Source organism: Anaerocolumna sp. AGMB13025 (assembly GCF_029689925.1).
GTDB lineage: Bacteria > Bacillota > Clostridia > Lachnospirales > Lachnospiraceae > Anaerocolumna.
Map to the genome: position 1 here is coordinate 926,022 of NZ_CP121445.1, position 23,212 is coordinate 949,233.

Annotated in this window: 17 protein-coding genes; 15 read left to right on the forward strand and 2 right to left on the reverse strand. The window is 38.8% G+C overall.

Annotated elements, in window-relative coordinates; all coding sequences use genetic code 11:
* Positions 1–71 precede the first annotated feature (71 nt).
* From QA584_RS03930 to QA584_RS03965, 8 genes are all read left to right on the forward strand, one after another.
* Positions 72–2,720, forward strand: coding sequence for a DUF5696 domain-containing protein (locus QA584_RS03930; RefSeq protein WP_278273200.1), 2,649 nt, complete (start codon positions 72–74; stop codon positions 2,718–2,720).
* A gap of 54 nt (positions 2,721–2,774) precedes the next feature.
* A complete protein-coding gene (locus QA584_RS03935; protein ID WP_278273201.1) occupies positions 2,775–3,683 on the forward strand; it encodes a carbohydrate ABC transporter permease in 909 nt (302 codons plus the stop codon).
* Entirely contained in the window at positions 3,673–4,674 is a 1,002-nt protein-coding gene (locus QA584_RS03940; protein ID WP_278273202.1) for a carbohydrate ABC transporter permease, read from the forward strand. The genes QA584_RS03935 and QA584_RS03940 overlap by 11 nt, the downstream gene beginning before the upstream one ends.
* Before the next feature lie 93 nt (positions 4,675–4,767).
* On the forward strand, positions 4,768–6,345 hold the full coding sequence (locus QA584_RS03945) for a glycoside hydrolase family 30 protein (protein ID WP_278273203.1): 1,578 nt from the start codon (positions 4,768–4,770) through the stop codon (positions 6,343–6,345).
* Positions 6,326–7,381 (forward strand): LacI family DNA-binding transcriptional regulator, encoded by a 1,056-nt coding sequence (locus tag QA584_RS03950; protein ID WP_278273204.1) that lies wholly within the window; start codon positions 6,326–6,328, stop codon positions 7,379–7,381. Before QA584_RS03945 ends, QA584_RS03950 begins: the two co-directional genes overlap by 20 nt.
* 108 nt (positions 7,382–7,489) lie before the next feature.
* On the forward strand, positions 7,490–9,235 hold the full coding sequence (locus tag QA584_RS03955; protein ID WP_278273205.1) for a glycoside hydrolase family 35 protein: 1,746 nt from the start codon (positions 7,490–7,492) through the stop codon (positions 9,233–9,235).
* 27 nt (positions 9,236–9,262) lie between these two features.
* Positions 9,263–11,710 carry a hypothetical protein gene (locus QA584_RS03960; protein ID WP_278273206.1) on the forward strand — a complete coding sequence of 816 codons (2,448 nt, stop codon included), beginning with the start codon at positions 9,263–9,265 and terminating at the stop codon, positions 11,708–11,710.
* Between the two features lie 183 nt (positions 11,711–11,893).
* Positions 11,894–13,690, forward strand: coding sequence for a CehA/McbA family metallohydrolase (locus tag QA584_RS03965; protein WP_278273207.1), 1,797 nt, complete (start codon positions 11,894–11,896; stop codon positions 13,688–13,690).
* Positions 13,691–13,753: 63 nt separating this feature from the next.
* Here QA584_RS03965 and QA584_RS03970 read toward each other — a convergent pair whose 3' ends face one another.
* Positions 13,754–14,452, reverse strand: coding sequence for a peptidoglycan recognition protein family protein (locus QA584_RS03970; protein ID WP_278273208.1), 699 nt, complete (start codon positions 14,450–14,452; stop codon positions 13,754–13,756).
* Between the two features lie 277 nt (positions 14,453–14,729).
* Entirely contained in the window at positions 14,730–15,209 is a 480-nt protein-coding gene (locus QA584_RS03975; protein WP_278273209.1) for a deoxycytidylate deaminase, read from the reverse strand.
* 319 nt (positions 15,210–15,528) lie between these two features.
* Between QA584_RS03975 and QA584_RS03980 the strand changes: the two genes are divergently transcribed.
* The 7 genes from QA584_RS03980 (at position 15,529) to QA584_RS04010 (ending at position 22,710) form a co-directional block, all read left to right on the forward strand.
* The gene (locus QA584_RS03980) at positions 15,529–16,470 is read left to right on the forward strand and encodes a phosphate ABC transporter substrate-binding protein (protein WP_278273210.1); all 942 of its coding nucleotides are present in this window, start codon (positions 15,529–15,531) and stop codon (positions 16,468–16,470) included.
* Positions 16,470–17,390 carry a phosphate ABC transporter permease subunit PstC gene (gene pstC / locus QA584_RS03985; protein ID WP_278273211.1) on the forward strand — a complete coding sequence of 307 codons (921 nt, stop codon included), beginning with the start codon at positions 16,470–16,472 and terminating at the stop codon, positions 17,388–17,390. Before QA584_RS03980 ends, pstC begins: the two co-directional genes overlap by 1 nt.
* A 23-nt stretch (positions 17,391–17,413) precedes the next feature.
* Positions 17,414–18,568 carry a phosphate ABC transporter permease PstA gene (gene pstA, locus QA584_RS03990; protein ID WP_278273212.1) on the forward strand — a complete coding sequence of 385 codons (1,155 nt, stop codon included), beginning with the start codon at positions 17,414–17,416 and terminating at the stop codon, positions 18,566–18,568.
* A 24-nt stretch (positions 18,569–18,592) separates the two neighbouring features.
* Entirely contained in the window at positions 18,593–19,351 is a 759-nt protein-coding gene (gene pstB / locus QA584_RS03995; protein WP_278273213.1) for a phosphate ABC transporter ATP-binding protein PstB, read from the forward strand.
* A 185-nt stretch (positions 19,352–19,536) separates the two neighbouring features.
* Positions 19,537–20,187 (forward strand): phosphate signaling complex protein PhoU, encoded by a 651-nt coding sequence (phoU, locus tag QA584_RS04000; RefSeq protein WP_278273214.1) that lies wholly within the window; start codon positions 19,537–19,539, stop codon positions 20,185–20,187.
* Positions 20,188–20,251: 64 nt separating this feature from the next.
* The gene (locus tag QA584_RS04005) at positions 20,252–20,950 is read left to right on the forward strand and encodes a response regulator transcription factor (protein ID WP_278273215.1); all 699 of its coding nucleotides are present in this window, start codon (positions 20,252–20,254) and stop codon (positions 20,948–20,950) included.
* 14 nt (positions 20,951–20,964) lie between these two features.
* On the forward strand, positions 20,965–22,710 hold the full coding sequence (locus QA584_RS04010) for a sensor histidine kinase (RefSeq protein WP_278273216.1): 1,746 nt from the start codon (positions 20,965–20,967) through the stop codon (positions 22,708–22,710).
* The last annotated feature ends 502 nt before the right edge of the window (positions 22,711–23,212 follow it).

Here is a 23,212-nt window from a genome sequence, read left to right on the forward strand (position 1 = left end):
GAGATTCTTTCACTCTATTATGTTTGTGGCAGTATCACAGGTGAGCCTGTGATATGCAATGGGTTTAAGCCATGAAGGTTTTAAGAAAATTACTTGATAGTATGGAACCTGTCATACATAAAATAAAAAAAGCATATGGCAAACATATTATAGCAAAACTGTTTTTTACCATCTTAGGATTATGTGTCTTAATTGGTATCCTCCACTATATACCGATACTAGGTATTAAGGCGAATAAGCTTCCAGAGATGTCTTATAAGGGATTATCAAAAGCCGGAAAAGAGCTTTCACATGACGCGGGTGAAGTATTAGTAGCAGAAAGCGATTCAAAACGTTTGTACATAGACAGCACTACGATGAATCTTAAGGTGGAGGATAAAAACACCAAAAAGGTATGGAATGCCCTGATACCAAATTCAACCGATCCAGCCGAACAATCCCTGCTAAGTGTTTCTTATCTGGGCAATAATAACAATCTTTATGAATGGGACAGCTACAGTTTTTGTAAACTGACGGATTCCTATAACATTTACCAGATTGATAACGGTGTCCAGATTAAGATGAAGTTTAACGAGGGCGAATCAGAGCGGTTTAAAGAGTATTATCCGGACAAGATGGCGATTGACCGTTATGAAGAGTTCTTTATAAAGGGAATTGATGATAAAATTGCCTCAGGTGAGTTGGAAAAAGCCGCAGGAGAGAAGTATAAGCTGACCTTAAGTCTGATTTATAAAAAGAGCACAACTGAGAATTGCTACTTTGTAGCATATAACGGGACACCACCAAGAAGTGCTGTAAAACAGTTAATCCAATTAGCTAAAGTACTCGGCTATACCAGGGATATGTTAATCGCGGATGCGGCACAGATGGGACTTTCGGTAACTTTTGTTGAACCCTCGGTTTTAGATATTACCTTGGAGGCAAAGCTTGATGGTGATGATTTCACAGTTCGCATCCCCTCACAGGAGATGGTAAGCGAGAACGATTATTACAGGATTCAGAATATAAAAGTACTGCCTTACTTTGGTGCTGCCGGGGTAAAGGAATATAAGGATGGTTATCTTTTAGTTCCAGACGGTGCAGGGGCATTATTTCAATTTAATACAGCAGATGCGGCAGTGCCGGATTATAGCAGACCGGTATACGATAATGACTATCTAAAAGATTATTATTATATGCCGGAATATAAACAGGAACTGATGATGCCGGTATTTGGCATGACCTATGGAGAGGGAGGGAATTCTACTCATGGATTTTTGGGTATCATCGAAGAGGGTGCACAAACCTCCTATATCAATGCAAAGCTGGCTTCAACGGATAAGAATACCCCTTCTTCATATAACAGGGTTTATCCTTCTTTTGATGTAACCCAGTATACCAATGTGAATGTATATGGACCCTTCAGTGATATCAAGCAAACCTATATGGCCAAGACCGATATGATGGAGGTGGATTATTCTGTCAGGTATGAACTGTTTCCTGGAAAGGTGACTTATTATGATATGGCAAAAGCTTATCAGAATTATCTGCTTAAGGAATGGAATATCAGTGAACTTAGTTATCCTGACCAGCCTAAATTATACCTGGATTTTATTGGAACTCTATCTTTGGTAAAGCGTGCCCTTGGGATACCTTATGATTCTCCTTATTCCATGACTACCTATCAGGAATTATCTAATATTATTAAAGATACTGGGGATATGAACCTTGCTATCCAGTATTCCGGGTTTTTTAACGGAGGTCTGGAAAATAAGTTAAATACCAAGGCAAGTCTGACAAAAAGCAATGGAACCGAGAAAGAATTAAATGAATTAAGAGATTTGGCAAAGGAAAAAGGAATTGATTTGTTTTTTGAAGCAGGGCTTGGTAAGGTCTTTGACAAAGGAAATGGCTTTGCAGCCAAAAACCATGCGGTCTATGACTATTCCAATATACCGGCGGCTATTTACCGGTATTTACCTTCCATCGGAATTTTTGATGGTGCTTCGGATTATTTTGAAGCCAAATACTTTTATCTGCTGTCACCCCGTTATCTGGATGGAGTGACGGATAAATTCCTTGCAGCATCTAAAACCTATGATAAATTGTCCATACCGGATCTGGCGTATTACAATTTTGCGGACTATCGGTATAAAAAGAATATTACCGCTTATGAGGCAAGTAAGATTGTTGAGGATAACTTAAAGAAACTTGCCGTACAAAAGAAATTATCTTTGTATAATCCGAGGCTGGAAGCTTTACGCTATGCTTCCTACGCTGAGAATATTTCCAGGGATAGCAGCGAATATGCAACGATTTATACCACAATTCCTTTCCGGCAGTTAGTAATGAACGGTTTGGTTCAGGTAACCACCGAAGACGTGAATATGTCATCTTATGAGGCTTCTTATTATGTGTTACAGTCGGTCGAACTTGGAGTATATCCCAAGTTTACCCTGACAGCAAAAAGCGTGGATGCTTTAAAGGACAGTGCCTATTCCTATTATTACGCTACAGAGTATGAAAAGCAGAAGGAAACCATGAATCAGGTGTATCAAACCTGTAAGGAAGCCTGGGAGAAAATAGGAACTATGCAGATTACAAATCATCAGATCCTTGAGAATAACGTATTTCGTACGGATTATGAGTCAAAGGTTTCTGTTATAACAAACTATAACCTTCATTCTGTTGTCGTAGATGGTAAAGAAATTGCTGCACTTGGATATATCATATTAGAATAGAGAAAAACTTGATATATGCATACTGCAGCAAAGAAATGAGGATAAGTGAAAAATATGATTAAAAAAAAGTTTCATTTAAGCTATAAAACGAAAAGGAAGCTGAATGGTTTTCTCTATGTATTGCCCTTTTTAATTGGCTTTTTTGTGTGTTTTGCCATTCCGCTGTTTAATACCTTTCGATACTCCTTTAATACCATCAGTGTCAGTGAAACTGGAGGTATGAAATTCGCATTTTCCGATTTTAAGAATTATATTGAGTTATTTCATTCGGAATTAACCTCCGAAAATCAGCCCTTTGCCCGGTTATTTATAGATCAGAATCTGATGATTTTAACCAATGCTCCTCTTATTGTAATCTTTAGTTTGTTTATGGCCCTGCTGGCCAATTTGAAATTCAAGGGACGTGGTATTGTCAGGGTTATCTTTTTTCTTCCCATTGTATTCGGTTTGGAGGTGGTAACCCAGATGCTTTCAGTGACCACCGGAGGAGAAATGGTAAAGCAAAGCTCTGGTCTCTTTAGCCAAAGCTATATCAGTTACTTGCTGCTTCGATATACGGATATTCCAAACGCTGTATTGACGCCTGTAATTGGCTATGTGGATCAGATCTTCGATTTACTGGCACAGGCAGGTGTTCAGACCCTGATTTACTTAGCGGCACTTCAATCCATTAGTCCAAGTCTTTATGAGGTGGCAAAAATAGAAGGTGCGACTACCTATGAAACCTTTTGGAAGGTTACATTACCATCTATCATGCATATTACCATGTTTGTATCTGTATATACGGTAGTAGACCTGTTTTTAACTTCCCCGATAGCAGAAGAGGCTTACAAGTTTGCATTTACACAAAGTAAGATAGGAACCGGTTCGGCATTATCCGTAATCTATATCTTTAATGTATTAGCGGTTCTTCTACTGGTGCTATTGGTTATGAGAAAGGCGGTTAAGAAATATGAAAAATAAACCAAGCATTCATACACCGGAATTGGCATTATATCTTTTTGGGAAGAAAGCCAAAAAAGGAGTACAGTCAGTCTTTTTATTCTGTATTATAACCGGTTTGTGTTTTACCATACTATATCCCATTATTAAACTGATTCCTTCTGTTTTTTCGGCTATAGAGGATTTGGGTAATCCCAATATAATATGGCTGCCAATTCATTTTTCAGTTATCAGCTTTAAAGCGGCGGCTCGGTTTGTAATGGAAGATGGCTTCCTTACGATGCTGTGGTCCGTATTATATGCCCTTGGAATTATGTTTATTCAGGTATTTGTAACGGCTATGGCCGGATATGCCTTGGCAAGAGTAAAATTCTTTGGTAATAAAATCGTATTCTTTTTGGTTATACTGGTATTTTTAGTGCCAAGGCAATCACTGTTATTGTCTCAGTACATTTACTTTACTCATTTTAATGCCTTTGGAATACTAAAGCTTTTTACAGCAGCAGGTGAAGTCAATTTGATTAATCAGCCCATTACCCTGGTTATATTTGCTGTATTTGGGTTTGGTATCAAGCAAAGTTTATTTATCTTTATATTCAGCCAGTTCTTTAAGAATATTCCCAATGAGCTGGAGGAAGCAGCCCTGATTGATGGCTGTGGTTTCCATAAAACTTACTTTAGGATAATGTTACCAAATGCCATCCCCGCTATATCAACAATTGCAGTCTTGTCCTTTGTATGGAATTATGGGGATACCTATTACACAAGATATTTTAATAAGGATGGTCCATATTTAAGTTCCATCTTAGCCAGTAAGTTTAATCCAGCCAATAAGGAATTTATCCTAAATGCAATTAAAGCCTGGTTTGACGTTCCGGTGGCCACCGATTTTGCCTTTGACGCGGTTAAGCAGGCGGCAGTATTGATTTTCTTGATTCCTTTACTAATTTTATATTTTGGTGCCCAGAAATGGCTTGTTGAAAATCTGGAGAATTCTGGATTGGTCGGATAAAGCAGTAAGATGAGGGGTTAGGTTGAAAAAACAAGAGCAGTTTTTTCAACATCCTGATTTGTATGTGTGCTAAAGCACACAGATGGGGGTTATATGAAGAAAAGATTTAGTATAACAGTCATTTGCCTGACGGTATTACTAATAGGTTATTTATCTTGCAGTACGTATAAGGAGGATAAAGTGAGACTGTCAGACCAAAACAGAGAGAATAATACGATGGTGGAAGTATCACCGGCGGAAGAAGTAAAACTACCAGGAGCGATCACCTTGAAACTTGATCGTACAAAGAAACATCAGGTTATAGAAAGCTTTGGTACCAGCGGCTGCTGGTGGGCACAGTATGTAGGTGGTTGGGATAAGGTAGACAAAGCTGCCGGCAGGGCGGTCAGAGAGGAAATTGCAAGACTGCTTTTTGATAAGGATACCGGTATTGGTTTAACCTGCTACCGGTATAATATCGGGGCAGGTTCGGCAGAAAGCCAAAAGGGTATATACAGGGATGTACACCGACGGGCGGAAAGTTTTGAAACAGCTCCATTTACCTATGACTGGAGTAAGGATGAGAATGCGGTCTGGTTTTTGAAGAAAGCAGTTTCATTAGGGGTAGAAGAAGTCGTAATGTTTTGTAACAGTCCCCCGGAACGGCTCACCTTAAACGGAACGGCACAGGTGAGTAAGGGAAGTAAGGAGAACTTAGCCACAGAGAATTATGATGATTTTGCACGTTATGTAATGGATGTATCCGAGCATTTTATCAATGAGGGAATACCTGTTAAATTTATTTCACCCATTAATGAACCGCAGTGGGACTGGTTTGAGGGGCAGGAAGGGTGCCATTATGAGCCGGGGCATATTGCGTCTGTGTACCGGGAATTTTTAAAAGAAATGGAGAGCCGTCCGGCACTTAAGGGGGTATCCCTCTCCGGTCCGGAAAGCGGTGAATGGAAAGGTGAAGCCATAGCCTATAGCAGTGCTATCTTAAATGATTCTGTTTTAGGCAGCCATATGGATACCATAGATAATCATTCCTATTGGTCGGATAAAGCTTCAAAGGAAGCCTTTAAGCGTTATATGGATGCCCGTTACAAGGAGGTAAAATTACGTACCAGTGAATGGTGTGAGATGGTGAATGGTTCTGATGTAACCATGGATTCTGCTTTTCATCTGGCCGAAGTAATCGCCGAGGATTTAACTGTATTAGATGTTGTATCTTGGCAGAACTGGGTTGCGGTAGCGCCGGGAGGCTACCGGGATGGACTGATTTATATAAATGAACAGGAAAAGAATTTTAATCCGTTAAAACGTCTTTGGGCATATGGTAATTATTCCAGATTTATCAGGCCAGGCTATGAGCGAATTGAAACAGAGGGTGATAAGAGGGAGTTAGAGAATTTAAAGCCAGTTGCCTTTACCGGTTTTACAGAGGATGGAGAAGAACAGCTGATATTGGTAACGATAAATGAATCTGATACCCCAAAGAAAGTTTTTCTTGATATTCCGAATACAGTAGAATATACTAATATAAGTGTTTATGAAACATCAGAAAGCCGTGATTTGGAAAAAATCCTGGACGACGACAACTATAAAAGCTATAGGGGTATTGACATCGGCAGGCAATCTGTAACCACTATTATTCTATCAAGGGCGGGTGATGATTATTTCAGACGATAGTAATCTAGTAAAGCGTAATATTACAATATATGATATAGCAAAGGAAATCGGAATATCCGCCGCTACGGTATCCAGAGCAATATCCGGCAGAGGCTATGTTTCAGAAAAGAATAAAACCCGGATATTTGAACTGGTGGAAAAGTATAATTTCAGACCCAATACCTTTGCTCAGAATTTGAAGGCAGGCTTTACTAAAACCATAGGATATATCGTTCCCCATATCGGGAATGAGTATTTTGCCAAGGTATATTATGAGTTTGAGAAGTGGGCCTCGAGCCATGGATATATGACTATACTGCTTAATTCCAAGGGCGATTATGAGCTTGAGTCAAAGCTTCTTAGTTCATTAAAAGAAAAGCATGTTGATGGTATTGTCATGATGGGCGGACGTATCGACGCGATGGAGCTGCCAGAAAGATATATTAAAGAAATACAGGAATTAAAACAGATAATTCCCTTCATTGCCTGTGGCGCAAAAGTAGAGCGTTTTGGCTGTACCGGAGTATACTCAGACGATGAAAAAGGTGTAGGACAATTACTGGATTTTTTGAAAACCAAAGGATATAAACGGATTTGCTTTATTGGTGGCGGCGATGAATATTATCCATCTTATTATAAAAAAATATGTTCCTATCGTCTTTCAGAGAAGTTAAACCTTGATGTATCGGTAAGATGGCTAACAGGCTATGAGGTATTTAGTTATGAGTCTGGCTATGAAAGTATGAAGATAATACTAAAAGAAGAATCTTACCCGGAGGTAATATGCGGTATCAATGATTATGTTGCCCTGGGGGCGGTCAATGCCATAATGGAGGCCGGACTTCGGGTGCCGGAGGATATTGCGGTTACGGGATATGATAATGTCAGCATAGCAACAATGACCCCGGTTCAGATTACTTCAGTGAACCCCCGTTATGAGTATTATGGCAAAAAGGTTTTTAACAGCCTGCAAAAATTAATACTGAAAAAGGAAGTACATGGAGAGTCGGTTGTATTGGTAAAACCAGAACTTATTGTTCGTAATAGTACCTTGTAAAGATAGGCATAAACTGCCTTTCTGCTCATGATAAAGCAGTAAAGGCAGTTTATTTTTATCCGATGTGTAACCGATTACACAATATAAAGAGCTAACAGGAGGCAAAAAATGAGTTTATTTGAAATAAAAGATCAGTTTTACTATAATGGAAAACCGGTTCAGATTATATCTGGAGCCATTCATTATTTTCGTATTGTTCCACAGCATTGGAGGGACTGTTTGTTAAAGCTAAAGGCAATGGGCTGCAATACGGTGGAAACCTATATACCCTGGAATATGCATGAGCCTAAAAAGGGAGAATTCCATTTTGAAGGGCTCACAGATATTAAGCAGTTTGTACAGACTGCGGCAGATTTAGGGCTTTGGGTGATTATCCGTCCCTCCCCTTATATCTGCGCGGAATGGGAGTTTGGCGGTCTGCCAGCCTGGTTGTTAAAAGAGGATGGGATGCATTTAAGAAGCGTATATGAACCATTTTTAAAGCATGTGGATGAATATTACAGTAAGTTATTTAAAGTGATAGGACCACTTCAGCTTCCATATGGCGGTCCTGTTATTATGATGCAGATTGAAAATGAATATGGGTATTACGGTGATGACACCGCTTATATGGAAGCAATCAAGGCACTTATGCTAAAACACGGAGCAAAGGTTCCTTTACTTACCTCGGATGGACCCTGGGGAGATGCCATGGTCTGCGGCAAATTAGAAGGGGTTCTCCCTACCGGCAATTTCGGGTCTAAGATGAAGTCACAATTTGAAACCTTAAAAAAGCATACGGATGGCGGTCCTTTGATGTGTATGGAGTTTTGGGTGGGCTGGTTTGACCATTGGGGCAATGGCGGTCATGTCACTTCGAATCTGGAAGATAATTGTATGGATTTAAAGGAGGCATTGCTATACGGAAATATTAACATCTATATGTTTATTGGCGGAACCAATTTTGGTTTTATGAATGGCTCTAATTATTATAATGTACTGACTCCGGATGTTACCTCCTACGATTACGATGCCGTATTAACCGAAAGCGGTGATATCACTCAAAAATACTTAGAATTTCAGAAGGTAATAGGAGAACACATTAAGCTGCCTGAGGTAAAGCTTGCTAACAGACCAGAAAAAGCAGCCTATGGAGAGCTATTCGTAAAGGATAGGGTCAGCTTATTTTCTGTTCTTTCAGATATCTCAGAACCGGTAAAAGACACCTTCCCAAAATCCATGGAACGGCTCGGACAAAGTTATGGCTATATACTTTACCACTCTAGCCTGAGTAAGGAAGAAAAATTGGAACAATTAAGATTATGGGATGCCAATGACAGAGCCAATGTATTTATTAACGAGGAACCTGTGATTACGTTATACGACAGAGAGCTACTAACGGAACATGAAGTAGTCTTTACCTTTGAGAAAAACAGCAATATTGATATATTGATGGAAAATATGGGAAGGGTCAATTTCGGTCCCTTACTGGAGAGACAGAGAAAAGGAATAGATGGCTGTGTACAGATTAATGGTCATATGCATATGAATTGGACCCACTACCCCCTGCCTCTTGATAATTTGTCTAAGCTTAATTTTACAAAGGAATATAAAAAAGGCGTTCCAGCATTTTACCGATTTGATTTATGGGTGGAGGAATTAGGCGATACCTATATTGATCTGGAAGGCTGGGGCAAGGGCTGTGTCTTTATAAATGGTTTTAACCTGGGACGTTTCTGGGAGATAGGACCGCAAAAACGCCTATATCTGCCGGCACCGCTGCTAATACAGGGACAAAATGAAATCATAATTTTTGAAACCGAAGGAAAAGCCTGTGAAACCATATTTTTGAAGGATAAACCGGATCTTGGTTAAAGAGCCTGGAAGAAAGGAATAGTAAATATGCAGGAATTAAAATATAAAATTGGTTATAATGACTCCATAAACCGCTGGTGGATTAGCGAACCGGAAAGGGAAGCTTTTGCAGCACCCTATGAAACCTTTGAGGCAGAAGTAAATCTTGGAGAAGCCTATGTCCAGATTGTATATCCGGTAAGAAGAGAATTCTTAAAGGAAAACCGGATTCAAAAGGTCCAGTATTATAACGGAGAATATCAAAGGGTTTACTTTCCCTTTGAGAATAACCGTATTGATTTCACTACCTTTATTAATACGCCTCATTATATTTCTGTAAATGCCAAGACACAGCTTTATGCAAAGCAGACCGGTGACTATCCTTTTGAACTTTATACCTGCGGAGGTATGAAGGTATGGGCAAATGGGGAAGAAATCATTTGCTTTCATCCCTATAACAGGAATATACCAGAGTTAGCCTGTGTAGAACTGCCCTTAAAGGAAGGCTGCAATGACATAGTAGTCTATGCCGATGAACTTGCAGAACGGGATGTATTCTTCTATTTCGAAATGAGATATAAAGGTAAGGAAGAGCTTACCGGCGCAATCCAGATAAATACAGATACCAAAAAAGTGAAAGAAATAGAAGCCTTCTTAAAAAGCTGTTATCTGCCCAGAGATCTTATAACCAAGGGACAGCTTACAGTTGCTATGGATCCCTCCTGTTTGAGCGAAGAGATTACATTGTCTGTTACGAACCTGGAGGGATTTTATAAGGATAACAAGGTAAAAAGCCTTAACTATCAGGTAAATAAGAACACGAAAGATATTTATCTTGGTGATACAAAAGAGTATAACGTAGGAGTATTCCGGTTTTCACTTACCTGTGATATCGGTGAGTTTAAAATAGCAAGGGAATTTGTTCTTGGCAATATGCCCGCAAAGCATGTAAGCCTTGCACCGGCAGATACCATAGCACAGAGAAAGCAGCAGGGGCTGGATTTTGTATGTGATTATGGTGAAAAATTAGTAAACCGTACCATGGCTATACTAAACCGGCAGCAAAAGATGACGGATATTGCCTATGAGTGTCTTGATATCTGTATTAAGAAAGTGGAAAATAAAGAGGACTGCGCTGATTTTTATCTGCCTCAGTTAATCCAGTTAGTGATTCAGTACCGGAAGTATCTTTCTGAGGAATTATATGAGAGGATTAAAAAAAGCATACTGAATTTCCGTTACTGGATTGATGAACCAGGCAATGATGTTATGTGGTATTTCAGTGAGAATCATGCTTTGCTGTTCCACATCAGTCAATATCTTGCCGGATATTTATATCCGGAGGATACCTTTTGTGCCAGCGGCAAAAAGGGCAGGGAACAGTATCGCATCGGCAGGGAACGGATTGAAAAGTGGTTCAACACTTTTGAACAATACGGATATGCCGAATGGAATTCAGCCACCTATATTCCGGTTGATTTAATCGGTTTCTTTGTCTTATATAATGTGCCCCCGGATCAAGATATTATATCCCGGGTAACAAAAGCACTGGATTTTACCTTTGGTATTATCAAGTTAAATACCTTCTCCGGTATTATGTGTTCCAGCTATGGCAGAGCCTATGAGGAAACCTTAAAGGTAAGGCAGCTATTAGAACCCAACTTTTTTTCATGGATTACTACCGGCAAAGGTTATGTAACCTCAGAATCCAGAGCTGCATCTCTTTACTGCCTGTCGGATTATGTTCCCTCAGACTGTAACGGGGAGGTAATACTTGGGGATAAGGAATGGATGGCAATGGAACTTGATCAGGGGATTAATAAAGTAAAGACCTATGCTTACCGGACCAAGGATTACTTTATGGCCTGTGTCAGACGATTTAAGCCTTTTGTTCATGGTCACCAGCAGCACCTGATGAATGCAGCTCTGGGGGAGAGAGGGGTTCAGTTTTATATTAATCATCCCGGAGAACGTCCCTTTAGCGGAGGTAACCGTCCGGCTTACTGGGCTGGTAATGGAACGATTCCTTATATTGAACAGTATCGTGATTTGATGCTGATGCTTTATCAGATCAATCCAGAAGAATTGGTTCATTATATCCATGCGTATACACCGGTTTATGAATACGATGAATATGAAATAAAGGATAATTGGCTGTTAATACGAGTCAATAATACCTACCTGGGAGCTTATTTCAGTAATGGTATAAGCCTCGTTAAGGAAGGTGCAAATACAGGTAAAGAGGTAATCTCCATGGGGTTAAAGAGTGCAGTGATTATTCGGTGCGGTTCCGATTTGGAATTTCAAAGCTTTGAGGATTTTTGTGATCAGATGCTTGCAATTCAAGTGGAATATGACGGTTGTCAAACACTACAGTTTACAGACCCCGCCTATGGTGAGGTACACCTAAAGTCTCTGGATTCGGTATGGATTGGAGGAAAGGAATTACCTTATCAGGAGTCGCCAAAACTTACGATTACCAGAGGTGAAAGATAGAGCTTAACAGCGTAAATACGTTAGAGGCAGGTTTACCGAAGCCGCTTTCTTAACCGGTGTAGACTCTTACCGGAGGAAGTATGGGAGGAAAGTTACTTGCAGATTCAAAAAATGAATAAGTAAGCTTGAAAGGCAAGGGTCTGTTGCATGAATTGGCAATAGTCCCTTGAAACAGGTGTAAAAATGTCAAAGTGGACCAAGTTTTTATCAATCGCTATTGATATTCTCTCAGGCAGTGAAGCCGTAAAAGGAGAGGGTATGGCTATAGAGGACTTAAGTAAGTTTCTTCTTTGGTTGGAGGAGTTGTGTAATCACCACGATTTGCATTACCAGAAAAAAATTTTGGCTGCTGATTATGGCAAGGTGTATTTCCAGGTGCAGGATGAAGATAAAATTGGTGTTAATTCACAGGTAAAACTATACCAGGTAAAGGCAGGCGAAGCAGTCACAGATTATCAATCTGAGAATTTTAACGCTGAGAATTATAACGCAGAGAATTATAACGCAGAGAATTATAACGCAGAGAATTATGAAGCAGAGAAGTATGTTGCTGATTATTATGGCACTGATAAGTCTGACACTGATAAGTCTGACACTGTAAATCATAATGCTATGAATTATGGTACTGTGACAGGCAGGAAACGGATGCTTCGCAGAATTACAGATAGAAACGGCAGCCTGGAGGTAACGTTACCGGCTGGTAATTATTATGCAGAAATCTCCAAGGGTTCAGAGTATGAGATAATAGGGAAAACATTTAAGGTGTTGCCTGGTAAGAGTTTAGAGCTATCAGAGAAGCTAAAGCCCATCATCAAGCTAAAAGAGAAGGGGTGGTATTGTGGGGACCTGCACCACCATAGTATTTTTAGCAGTCCTGTATATGGTGGGGATGATCCGGTGGTTGAAACTCCGGAAGAGGTATATTTATCAATGCTTGCTATGGGTTCCTCCTTTGGAGCTTTGAGTGATCATCATAATATATTAAATCACAAGATATGGAAACGGTTTCAAAGCGAACGGTTCCTTCCAGTCATATCTAAGGAAATCTCGACCTCTAATGGACATGTAATGGCTATGGGAGCCGAGGAGGATGTCATCTATCAGATTCCTGCTGGAAAAGACCGTACCGATAAGAATCTAAGGAAGGAATTTATACGAGTTGTTGACCAAATTCGTCTGGCAGGAGGATTGCCTCAGATAAACCATCCAAGAGAACATAGCAGTTCCATCTCATGGAATGAAAATTATAATGATATCCTCCCCATTTTTGATACCATGGAAGTGTGGAATGGCTCTAACCCTATGATGCCTGGAACCACCAATGGAAAAGCCTTTACACTGTGGTTAAGCCTATTGGAGCAAGGTATTTTTATTCCGGCTACGGCAGGCAGTGACACCCATAATATATTGGCGGATGATTACCAGGAATATTTTGAGAAGTTCCATCACCTGGCTGAAACAGTACAATCCGGACAGATTACCATACCCAAAGAACTGGAGTCTGAAGAATTGTTCTTATTAAGAATAAACAATTATTCTTTGCCAATTATGGAAAAATGGGCAAACACCAACTTATCTACTGTAGGGGTAAGAAACTATGTATATGTGGAGGAAAAATTGACACAGGAAAACCTTTTGACAGCTCTAAGAGCCGGACATAGCTTTATCACCAACGGACCAATACTTATTCCAGAAATTGCAGGAAAGTTTCCCGGCGATATAGTAAAGATAGACTCAACAACCAAAGAAATCAATTTAACTATTATTGGAAACCGACCGTTAAAAACCTTATATCTATACACGAATGGTGGAAGAAAGAAGAGAAGCCCTCTTAAGTTAAATGCTTTGGAACGGGGAAAATATGACTACAGCACAATATTAACTGATTTTGAGACAAAAAATCTAAAATGGATGTTCTTTCAGGTAGATGAGGACTGTACGAATATGGCAATCACCAATCCAATATTTTTTGAAATTTAACCTGGCAGAGAAACCAAAGGTGTTATGGCAAAATTACAGGCTATAAATAGAGAATTAGCACCCTTACTTGTCTTTCGCTGCATTCTCATCGATGTAAGCCATAACATCATTTTTTAGCATCTCCCAGGCATCTTCGTGTTCCACATAATAAAGGGGACATAACTTACCGTTTACATCATAATGTCTGATAATATCATCCCGATCTAAATTATATTCTTTACATAACCAGGCTAGCAGTTTAATAAGAGAACCATAAGTAGAATCATTAAATTTCCCAGTCTCATCAGGGTGACAGCATTCTATAGATATAGTATCCTCATTGCGGTTATTTGAAGCAAAAGAAATTTCATCCAAAGGAATACATTGAATAATCTCTCCTTTCAGTCCAATAACAAAATGGCTGCTGGCAGAAGTTTCTTTACTAATCCGTAAATTCTCAAAGTAATTCCGGTTTGCCTCGGCACCAGTCTTTGGATTAGCAGTATAATGAACAACAATACTGTTTACTTTCTTTAAAGGTGTCTGGGGTCTGGAATAATCATTCGGTGTCAAAAACATCTCCATAATCTCAGGCTTTGCAATCGGATTAGCAGAACGTGTAAAATTTATTAAAGAAAACTTTGTAATATTCATATCCTTTAGTACTGAAACCGACATCAGTAAAACCATAAGAAGAATAAAGAGTGTAAGAGAAGTAATGGTAAATAACATGAAATATTTTTTCTTGCGCTTCTTTCGAAGCCATTGTTTTTTGGTAAGCAAGGTATTATCCTGCCTTTCTATCTGAACTGTAATGAATACAAGAAACTGCTACAAACCTATTTTTCCATAAATAAAGCTCGATTACAAGAGTGAAAAGGTTAAAAATCATTGAGAATATCTTAACGATTTCTGAAGCCCTATTAAGAAATAACAATAAAAAGAAACAAAGAAGATATAAATAACCTATCACCACCACTGCTTTCTCACAAAACTATAAACTGATTTTATTAAGTACTTCACATACCCATCGCTGCGAAGATTCCTCACATAAAATTCATCACAAAGAAATAATCACATCCCGATGGATAGGGGTATACCCACGGTACTTAACGCCTGCTGCCTCCAGCATACGCTTGGAAGCCTTTACAATATCTGTATCCGCATATTTGTCAGATAAATAGATAATCTCTGAAATGCCCTTCTGAATCAGCGCTTTGGTGCATTCATTGCAGGGAAAGAGGGTAACATAGAGTTTAGCACCTTTCATATGAGTTCCGGTATAATTAAGGATTGCATTCATTTCCGCATGGCAGACATAAACGTATTTCGTATCCAATACGGAACCTTCCCGTTCCCAGGGAAATTCGTCGTCAGAACAGCCGATTGGCATACCATTATATCCTACGGAAAGGATTTTATTATCATCACTTACAATACACGCACCTACGCAAGTATTGGGATCCTTACTGCGTTCTGCCGACAACAGGGCAATCCCCATAAAATATTCATCCCATTTTAAATAATCCTGTCTTTTCATTTATCAAATTAACTCCTGTTCTTATGTAATGAAGTACTTGCAGCAACTTTACAAATTTCATTTATTTTATATATTCTAGCATACCAAAATAAGAATGTAAATTGTATATAAGGGCAGAATAAGTGGTAAGCATATGTAAAGTTAATTGTGAAGTGATACTTTACAATGATTTTTAAGCAAGTAAGAGAAAGAAATCTAGTTTACATAGACTTTACAATTTAAAAATACCTATATAACAATCGGGAGTTAAAATTCTTTTGTAAGTTGCAGATAAAACAAAAAAATTACTAGGGGATACCCAAATATCAGGAGGAAAGATATGAAGAAGTTTAGAAAGATATTAGTTGCAGTTTTAACGATTGCTATAATCGCAGCATTAAGCGGATGCAGCAGCAAAGATACAACTACATCAGATACAACAGATACAACAGAAACAACTAACACACCGGAAGCAACCAGCACGCCGGAAGCAACCACTGCTCCGGATTCAACTGCAGAACCTACGGATGCAGCAGGAGATTTATCCGGAACCATAACAATTACAGGTTCTACATCAGTGGATAAACCATTAACCGCAATGATTGATGAATTTACAGCCTTGAATCCGGATTTAACAATTAACTATACCGGAACTGGTTCATCCGCAGGTATTGCTGATACTTTAGCAGGAGCTAACGATATCGGTGCTTCTTCCAGAAATTTAAAAGATGAAGAAAAAGTGGATGGTTTAAAAGAAGTAACCTTTGCTTATGATGGCATTGCAGTAGCAGTAAATCCTGCAAATCCTGTGAAAGATATATCTACGGAAGACTTAGCTAAAATCTATAGCGGACAAATTACGAACTGGAAAGATTTAGGCGGAAACGATGCAGATATCATTGTTGTATCAAGAGAAGGTGCTTCCGGAACAAGATCAGCATTTGAAGAATTAATTAAGTTAGAAGATGCCGGCGGTTTAGTAGAAAATGCAACAGTTGTAGAAGGAAATGGTAACGTACAGACATCAGTAGCCGGCAATGAAAATGCAATCGGTTATGTATCTTTCTCCTTCATTGACAATACAGTTAAGAGTCTTACCGTAAATGGTGTAGATGCTACCGCTGAAAATGCTAAATCAGGTGAATATCCTTTATCAAGACCCTTCCTTTTCGTATACATGGAAGATAAAGCAACTCCTGCTGTAAAAGCATTTATCGATTATGCTTTAAGCGATGACGGACAAGGATTTGTTGAAGAACACGGAGGTATCAAAGTAAATTAATGAAAACGAATGCATACAAAGAAAATCAGACAAGCAGACGAAAAGATTACCTTGAAAAGGTTTTTAACGGAATATTCCTACTATGTGCCTTAGTGAGTGTACTCAGCGTTATTGCCATTATTATCTTTGTGTTCTCCAAAGGATTGAAACCATTCTTTGAAGAAGATGCATACAGCTTCCTTACCTTTATAACCGGATTAAAATGGGATCCCGGACATGAAATATATGGTGTATTTTACATGATAGTAGGATCCGTTCTGGCAACCCTGGGTGCAATTGTGCTCGGGGTTCCCATTGGTTTATTAACTGCTGTATTCATTGCTGAATTAGCCCCAAAAAAATTAGTGGCATTCATAAAACCGGCTATCGAATTGTTGGCCGGTATTCCGTCAGTTATATACGGTGCATTTGGCTTAGGTGTCATTGTACCCATTATTAATAACGTATCCCCCACCGGACAAGGGGAATCTTTATTAGCCGTTATTCTGGTATTAACTATAATGGTATTGCCTACCATTATATCCTTAAGCGAAGCTACAATCAGAGCCGTACCAAAGTCCTACCGTGAAGCATCCTTAGGTCTTGGAGCTTCTAAAACACAAACTATTTTTCAGTCAGTTATTCCTGCTGCCCGTTCCGGAATTTTAACAGCTACTGTACTAGGCATTGGAAGGGCAATCGGTGAAACCATGGCAGTCATGATGATCGCCGGCAACAATATCGGGGGACTGCCTACCAGTATTTGGTCAAAAATAAGACCTTTAACCACCAATATTGCTATGGAAATGGGATATGCCTCCGGAAGGCATCAGGATATGTTATTCGCAACCGGTGTAATTCTCTTTCTGTTTATCATGGTAATAAACATAACACTTATCAGGTTAACCAGTAAGTTAGGTAACGAGGGTGCAAAGGGCTAATAAAGCAATAGGAGCATAATAGGATGGAAAATAAAAAATGGAATAACAGAAAAATAAAAGATGGCGCCTTACAGGGATTGATTTATTTATCCACAGTATTAACTGTCGCGATTCTGGCTGTTATCATCGGTTTTATTCTATATAAAGGCATACCAGGTATTAATCTAAACTTTGTCACCAGAATGTGGGATGATAAAACAACCTTTGTAAATATTGAGACAAAAGAAGCTCCGGGTAATAATAGTAATGGAGCCTATGTGGGATCACTTGGAATTACCTTGGCACAGGATGGGGAGAAGATTATTATCTCTCACATTGACAGCGATTCCCCAGTAAAAACTGCTACAAATATGAAAAAAGAAGCGTATCCTTTAAAAGAAAAGGACGTAATTTTAAAAGCCGGCAGTGCTGCAATTGACAAAATGACTCCACAGGAGGCAGCCGCTGCAATCAAGGATGGAACCGGTACGATCCGTATCAAAGTCCTTAGACCAGGCGGAGGTATTGTTCCGATGCTGGTTTCTACGATTTATATTATTTTGCTGTCCCTGGTAATAGCAGCTCCCATTGGCATCAGTTCCGCCATATATCTAAATGAGTATGCGAAGCGCGGCAGAATATTAAGCCTGATCCGGTTCGCCATTCAGAACCTGGCAGGTATACCATCTATTATATATGGTTTATTTGGTATGCTTGTATTCGTACAGCTGTTAAAAATGCAGTATTCCATATTAGCAGGTGCATTAACCTTAAGTATTATGCTGCTTCCAACCATTATTTCAACAACGGAAGAAGCTTTAAAAGAAATACCGAAAGCATACCGGGAATCTTCGTTTGGACTTGGAGCCACCAAACTGCAGACCATAGCTAAAATAATACTTCCCGGAGCACTTCCTGGAATTTTGGTAGCTATTATATTAAGTATCGGAAGGATTGTAGGGGAATCCGCAGCATTAATCTGGACTGCTGGTACCGTTGCCCAGATCCCGGGGGGATTAGTAGGAGGCAAGGCAGCAGCGGCAACCCTTACCACTAAAATGTACTGGTTAATAAAGGAGTCCGGTGACTTAGCTACGGCTAGTTCCATAGCAGTGGTTTTACTGGTATTAATTATAGCTTTAAATGTAGCTTCAAAGATGATTACAAGGGTATTCTTAAAGAAAAAGGGAACCAACTAATAGGAATTAACAGGAGGAAAAAAGGTGAGTGACATAACAAAATTCTCGGTGTCGGATTTAAACTTATTTTACGGCAGCTTCCAGGCTTTAAAAAATATAAATATGGAAATACCAAAAGGTCAGATTACAGCCTTTATCGGACCGTCCGGCTGTGGTAAATCAACCTTCTTAAAGACAATCAACCGTATGAATGATTTAATAGAAGGTGTAAAGATTACCGGTGAAATTACCATGGACGGAGTTGATATATATAAGGATATGGATGCAATTAAGCTAAGAACCAGGGTGGGAATGGTATTCCAGCAGCCCAATCCGTTTCCTATGAGCATCTATGATAACGTAGCCTATGGACCCAGAATCCATGGAATCCGTAAAAAGAATGCTTTGGATGAAATCGTGGAAAAATCTTTAAAACAGGCGGCTATCTGGGATGAAGTAAAAGATAAATTAAAGAAAAGTGCCCTGGCTGTATCAGGCGGACAGCAGCAGAGAATCTGTATTGCAAGGACTCTTGCAATTGAACCGGAAGTAATATTAATGGATGAACCAACTTCTGCCTTAGACCCTATCTCTACCTTAAAAATCGAAGATCTTGCAACGGAGTTAAAACAATTTTACACAATTATTATAGTAACCCATAATATGCAGCAAGCCGGCAGAATATCAGATAAAACCGCCTTTTTCTTAACCGGTGAGGTGATTGAGTACGGTGAAACCGAGCAGATATTTAACAAACCAAGGAATAAAAAAACCGAGGACTATATTACCGGTAGATTTGGTTGATTTAGTACTTGAAAATTAAGCCGAAAGTACGTAATATGATGTATATACCAGGGAAGTACTTCCGGTTTTTCAATAACTTTACAATAAAATAAGAATAAACCGAATAAGATACTAATATGAAAGCTAAGTGTAAAAGCTTTTCATATTAAAATAAGCCTTGATAACAGGCAGATAGGAGCCAGTAAATGATGAGACAAAGTTTTATTGCACAACTTGAAGAATTGAATAACAATGTTATTAAAATGGGAAGTGTACTGGAATTATCCATGAATGAGATGATTCTGGCACTGGATAATACAGATGTGGAGATTGCTAAAAAAATAATTAAAAGAGATGATGAAATTGATTTATTGGAACAGCACATTGAACGGGAATGCATTAATTTAATTGCCAAACAGCAGCCCCTTGCAACTGACCTAAGAAAAATTACTTCTATAATGAAAATCATAACAGATATTGAACGGATTGCAGATCAATGTTCCGATATTTCAGAGTATATTATCCGTTTAAGTAAATTACCGAATTCGAATCCACCAAAAAACTTACCCGAAATGATCAGCGCCATGAAAAAGATGGTAATTGATACCATCGACAGCTTTGTAGAAGCAGACCTTGATAAAGCTACCGGAGTTATACCGGCAGATGATGAAGTTGACAGCTATTTTTACAAGATTACAGAAGAATTGTCTGATATGATGCAGAAGGACCCCAAAACTGTTCCACAGTGTATTTGTTATTTAATGATTATAAAGTATCTGGAGAGAATGGCAGATCATGCCACTAATATTGCTGAATGGATTAAGTTCATTATAACAGGAGACTTGGCGTTAGGTTGAGATGTGCTGCTTTTTCAACATCCTGATTTTCAGGTGCGCTAAGAGCGCACAGATGGGAGTTCATATGAAAACAATCTTAGCGGTTGATGATGAAGAACATATTTTAGAATTACTGGCTTATAATCTGGAACGGGATGGTTACCATGTAATCAAGGCAGAAACCGGAGAAGAGGCTTTAGATTTATTGGATAAAGAAAAAGTTGACATTGTACTTTTAGACTGGATGCTGCCGGGAATTGACGGTATCGAGGTGCTAAGGAGAATCAGGGCTAATAAGGCTTTACGCACGCTGCCGGTTATTTTCCTGACAGCAAAAGGTGATGAAATCAGTAAAGTTGTCGGACTTGAAGTAGGTTCTGATGATTATTTGGTAAAACCCTTCGGAGTCCATGAATTACTGGCAAGAATCAAGGCGGTTTTAAGAAGAAGTGAGAGCAGTTTTGAAATTGAGGAAGCTGAAAAGGAAGAAAAAATCGTTATTGATTATCTGGAAATTAACCGTGCCAGAAGAACCGTATCGGTAAAAGGGGTTCCGGTAGAATTGTCTTATAAAGAATTTGAGTTACTTTATCTGCTGGCTAAAAACCGGGGTATTGTATTTACCAGGGATAATCTGCTGGAAAAGGTCTGGGGTTATGATTATATTGGGGAGACCAGAACCGTAGACGTTCATGTCAGCAATTTACGAAAAAAAATAGAGCAGGATGAAAGCCATCCGGTTTATATTAAAACAGTAAGGGGAATGGGGTATAAATTTGCCTAAGGGAGGATTTCGATATGCATAAAAAGTTATTTATAAGCTTTTTGACTATAATATTATTTGCTATCGGCATTTCTACATTTATATTCTGGAGTAAAGGCTATCAGTTTATTTACCACCAGAGTCAGAGCTATTACCTTACTCAGGCAAAATTAATGGCTGATATATTTGACGACGAGGAATTTCATAATCACCAGGATTATGAAGACTTTGTGAATAAATACGCAGAAAAATACGATTTCCGAATTACCATAATTAACAGAAACGGCGAGGTTTTTGCAGATTCCGATACGGATGCACAATTAGAAAACCATAAAAACAGAGAGGAAGTAAAGGCCGCTTTAAATGGTCAGAGCATAACGGTGAACCGGTATTCAAAGACCATGGGGCAGCAGTATTCCTATAGTGCCGTACCGGTAAGTAATGCAGATTTTGGCGGAGTACTTCGGATCTCTCTGCCTTTAGCCGAATTAAAAGCTTTAAATGGGCATATGCTTAATTCGATGATCTATGCTATACTTATTTGCTTTATCATCGCGGTTCTTGCGGCACTTTTGTTTACACAGATTTTGACGAAACCCATCCATGAGGTTGCGAATGCCGCCGGACGTATATCCAACGGTGATTATAATACAAAGATTTATACCAGAGACCGGTCTGTTGTTGGGAAACTAGCTGAGGCATTTAATGTCATGTCTGGGAATTTAAAAGAGACAATAGAGAATTTAACCCAAAGGAATGCCGAACTGGAGGCCATGTTAAGCAGTATGACAGCCGGCGTTGTGGCTATTGATGATTCCAATGAAATCCTGTTTTATAACAAAGCTTTTATCGGCATTGTTAATCCATCAAACAAGGAAGTTTTAGGACAGTCCTTGTATAATATTGTAAGAAATGCTGCCGTATTTGATGCAATCGATCAAGTACGTGAAACGAATTTGAGTGTTGAACATGAAGGCACGTTTTCCAGGGGAGATCTGCGTCATATACGTGTAACTGCTACCCCTCTTGGAATGGAAGGAAGACAGTACTTTGGCGTGTTATTAATTATAGAAGATGTAACAAAACTTAAAAAACTAGAAAGTATCCGAAGTGATTTTGTATCCAATGTGACCCATGAACTAAAGACTCCCCTTACTTCCATCAGGGGATTTATTGATACTTTAAAAGGCGGCGCTATCAAGGAAGAAGCAATTGCGAACCGGTTCCTGGATATAATAGATATTGAAGCGGAACGACTCTACAGTTTAATACAGGATATTCTCCTCTTATCAGAAATCGAATCAAAACGCGAGTTTGAGACAATACCTTGTGATATGAATGCATGCGTGAATTCTGTTATTGAACTGTTAGCTTCCAAGGTATCGGAGAAAGTGAATGTAATCTTTGTACCCCAGCCATATTTAAAGCCATTTATCTGTAATCCCGACCGTATGAAGCAGCTGCTTATTAATCTGCTTGATAATGCCATAAAGTATACGGAAGAGGGGGATATTACTATTAGTTGTATGGAAGAGGATAATAAACTGGTGCTTCGGGTGAAGGATACTGGAATTGGTATCGCCAAAGACCACTTATCCCGCATTTTCGAGCGCTTTTACCGGGTAGATAAAGGACGTTCCCGTAAACAGGGCGGAACCGGTCTTGGTCTATCCATTGTAAAACATATAGTAGAACTTTATAACGGTAATATACAGGTAGACAGTGAACCGGGAATCGGTACGGAATTTAAGATAAGTCTTCCTTATAATAGTAATAAATAGTGGTAGTAGTAAATAGTTGTAACGATAAATAGTTATAACGATAAATAGTTATAACGATAAATAGTTATAACGATAAATAGTTATAACGATAAATAGTTGTGACGATAAATAGTTGTAACGATAAATAGTTGCAACAGTAAATAGCTGTAGAATTATTTTTTAAAGTAGATATCTGAATATACGTAGCAATAATATCCAGTTCGACAGGCTTTGCAGATACAATTGTAGAAGATTATCAGTAGATGGAAAAAATAACCAGTAACTTCTTCCCTGACAAGTTACTTTTATACAGATAAAAAATAACCCATATATGATAATTATCAGTCATGCTGAACACAGGCAGAAAGCTCATTTCTAATAGGATAGATTAGGATGTGTTTAGCGGTGCAAAACACCTAGGGTTGAAGCTCGGTTTGTTGAATATTTATGATAAATAAGAATGTTTTTTAATTCGGAATAATTTAATATCGGATTAATAGATAACAGATAGTAGATACATTAG

Bases quoted from the DNA above. Each gene is read 5' to 3' on its own strand.
- QA584_RS03975 (WP_278273209.1), bottom strand. From the start codon at position 15,209: ATGAAAAGACAGGATTATTTAAAATGGGATGAATATTTTATGGGGATT.
- QA584_RS03965 (WP_278273207.1), top strand. From the start codon at position 11,894: ATGTCAAAGTGGACCAAGTTTTTATCAATCGCTATTGATATTCTCTCA.
- QA584_RS03980 (WP_278273210.1), top strand. From the start codon at position 15,529: ATGAAGAAGTTTAGAAAGATATTAGTTGCAGTTTTAACGATTGCTATA.
- QA584_RS03960 (WP_278273206.1), top strand. From the start codon at position 9,263: ATGCAGGAATTAAAATATAAAATTGGTTATAATGACTCCATAAACCGC.
- phoU (WP_278273214.1), top strand. From the start codon at position 19,537: ATGATGAGACAAAGTTTTATTGCACAACTTGAAGAATTGAATAACAAT.
- pstC (WP_278273211.1), top strand. From the start codon at position 16,470: ATGAAAACGAATGCATACAAAGAAAATCAGACAAGCAGACGAAAAGAT.
- QA584_RS03945 (WP_278273203.1), top strand. From the start codon at position 4,768: ATGAAGAAAAGATTTAGTATAACAGTCATTTGCCTGACGGTATTACTA.
- QA584_RS03940 (WP_278273202.1), top strand. From the start codon at position 3,673: ATGAAAAATAAACCAAGCATTCATACACCGGAATTGGCATTATATCTT.
- pstA (WP_278273212.1), top strand. From the start codon at position 17,414: ATGGAAAATAAAAAATGGAATAACAGAAAAATAAAAGATGGCGCCTTA.
- QA584_RS04010 (WP_278273216.1), top strand. From the start codon at position 20,965: ATGCATAAAAAGTTATTTATAAGCTTTTTGACTATAATATTATTTGCT.
- QA584_RS03955 (WP_278273205.1), top strand. From the start codon at position 7,490: ATGAGTTTATTTGAAATAAAAGATCAGTTTTACTATAATGGAAAACCG.
- QA584_RS03950 (WP_278273204.1), top strand. From the start codon at position 6,326: ATGATTATTTCAGACGATAGTAATCTAGTAAAGCGTAATATTACAATA.
- QA584_RS04005 (WP_278273215.1), top strand. From the start codon at position 20,252: ATGAAAACAATCTTAGCGGTTGATGATGAAGAACATATTTTAGAATTA.
- QA584_RS03935 (WP_278273201.1), top strand. From the start codon at position 2,775: ATGATTAAAAAAAAGTTTCATTTAAGCTATAAAACGAAAAGGAAGCTG.
- QA584_RS03930 (WP_278273200.1), top strand. From the start codon at position 72: ATGAAGGTTTTAAGAAAATTACTTGATAGTATGGAACCTGTCATACAT.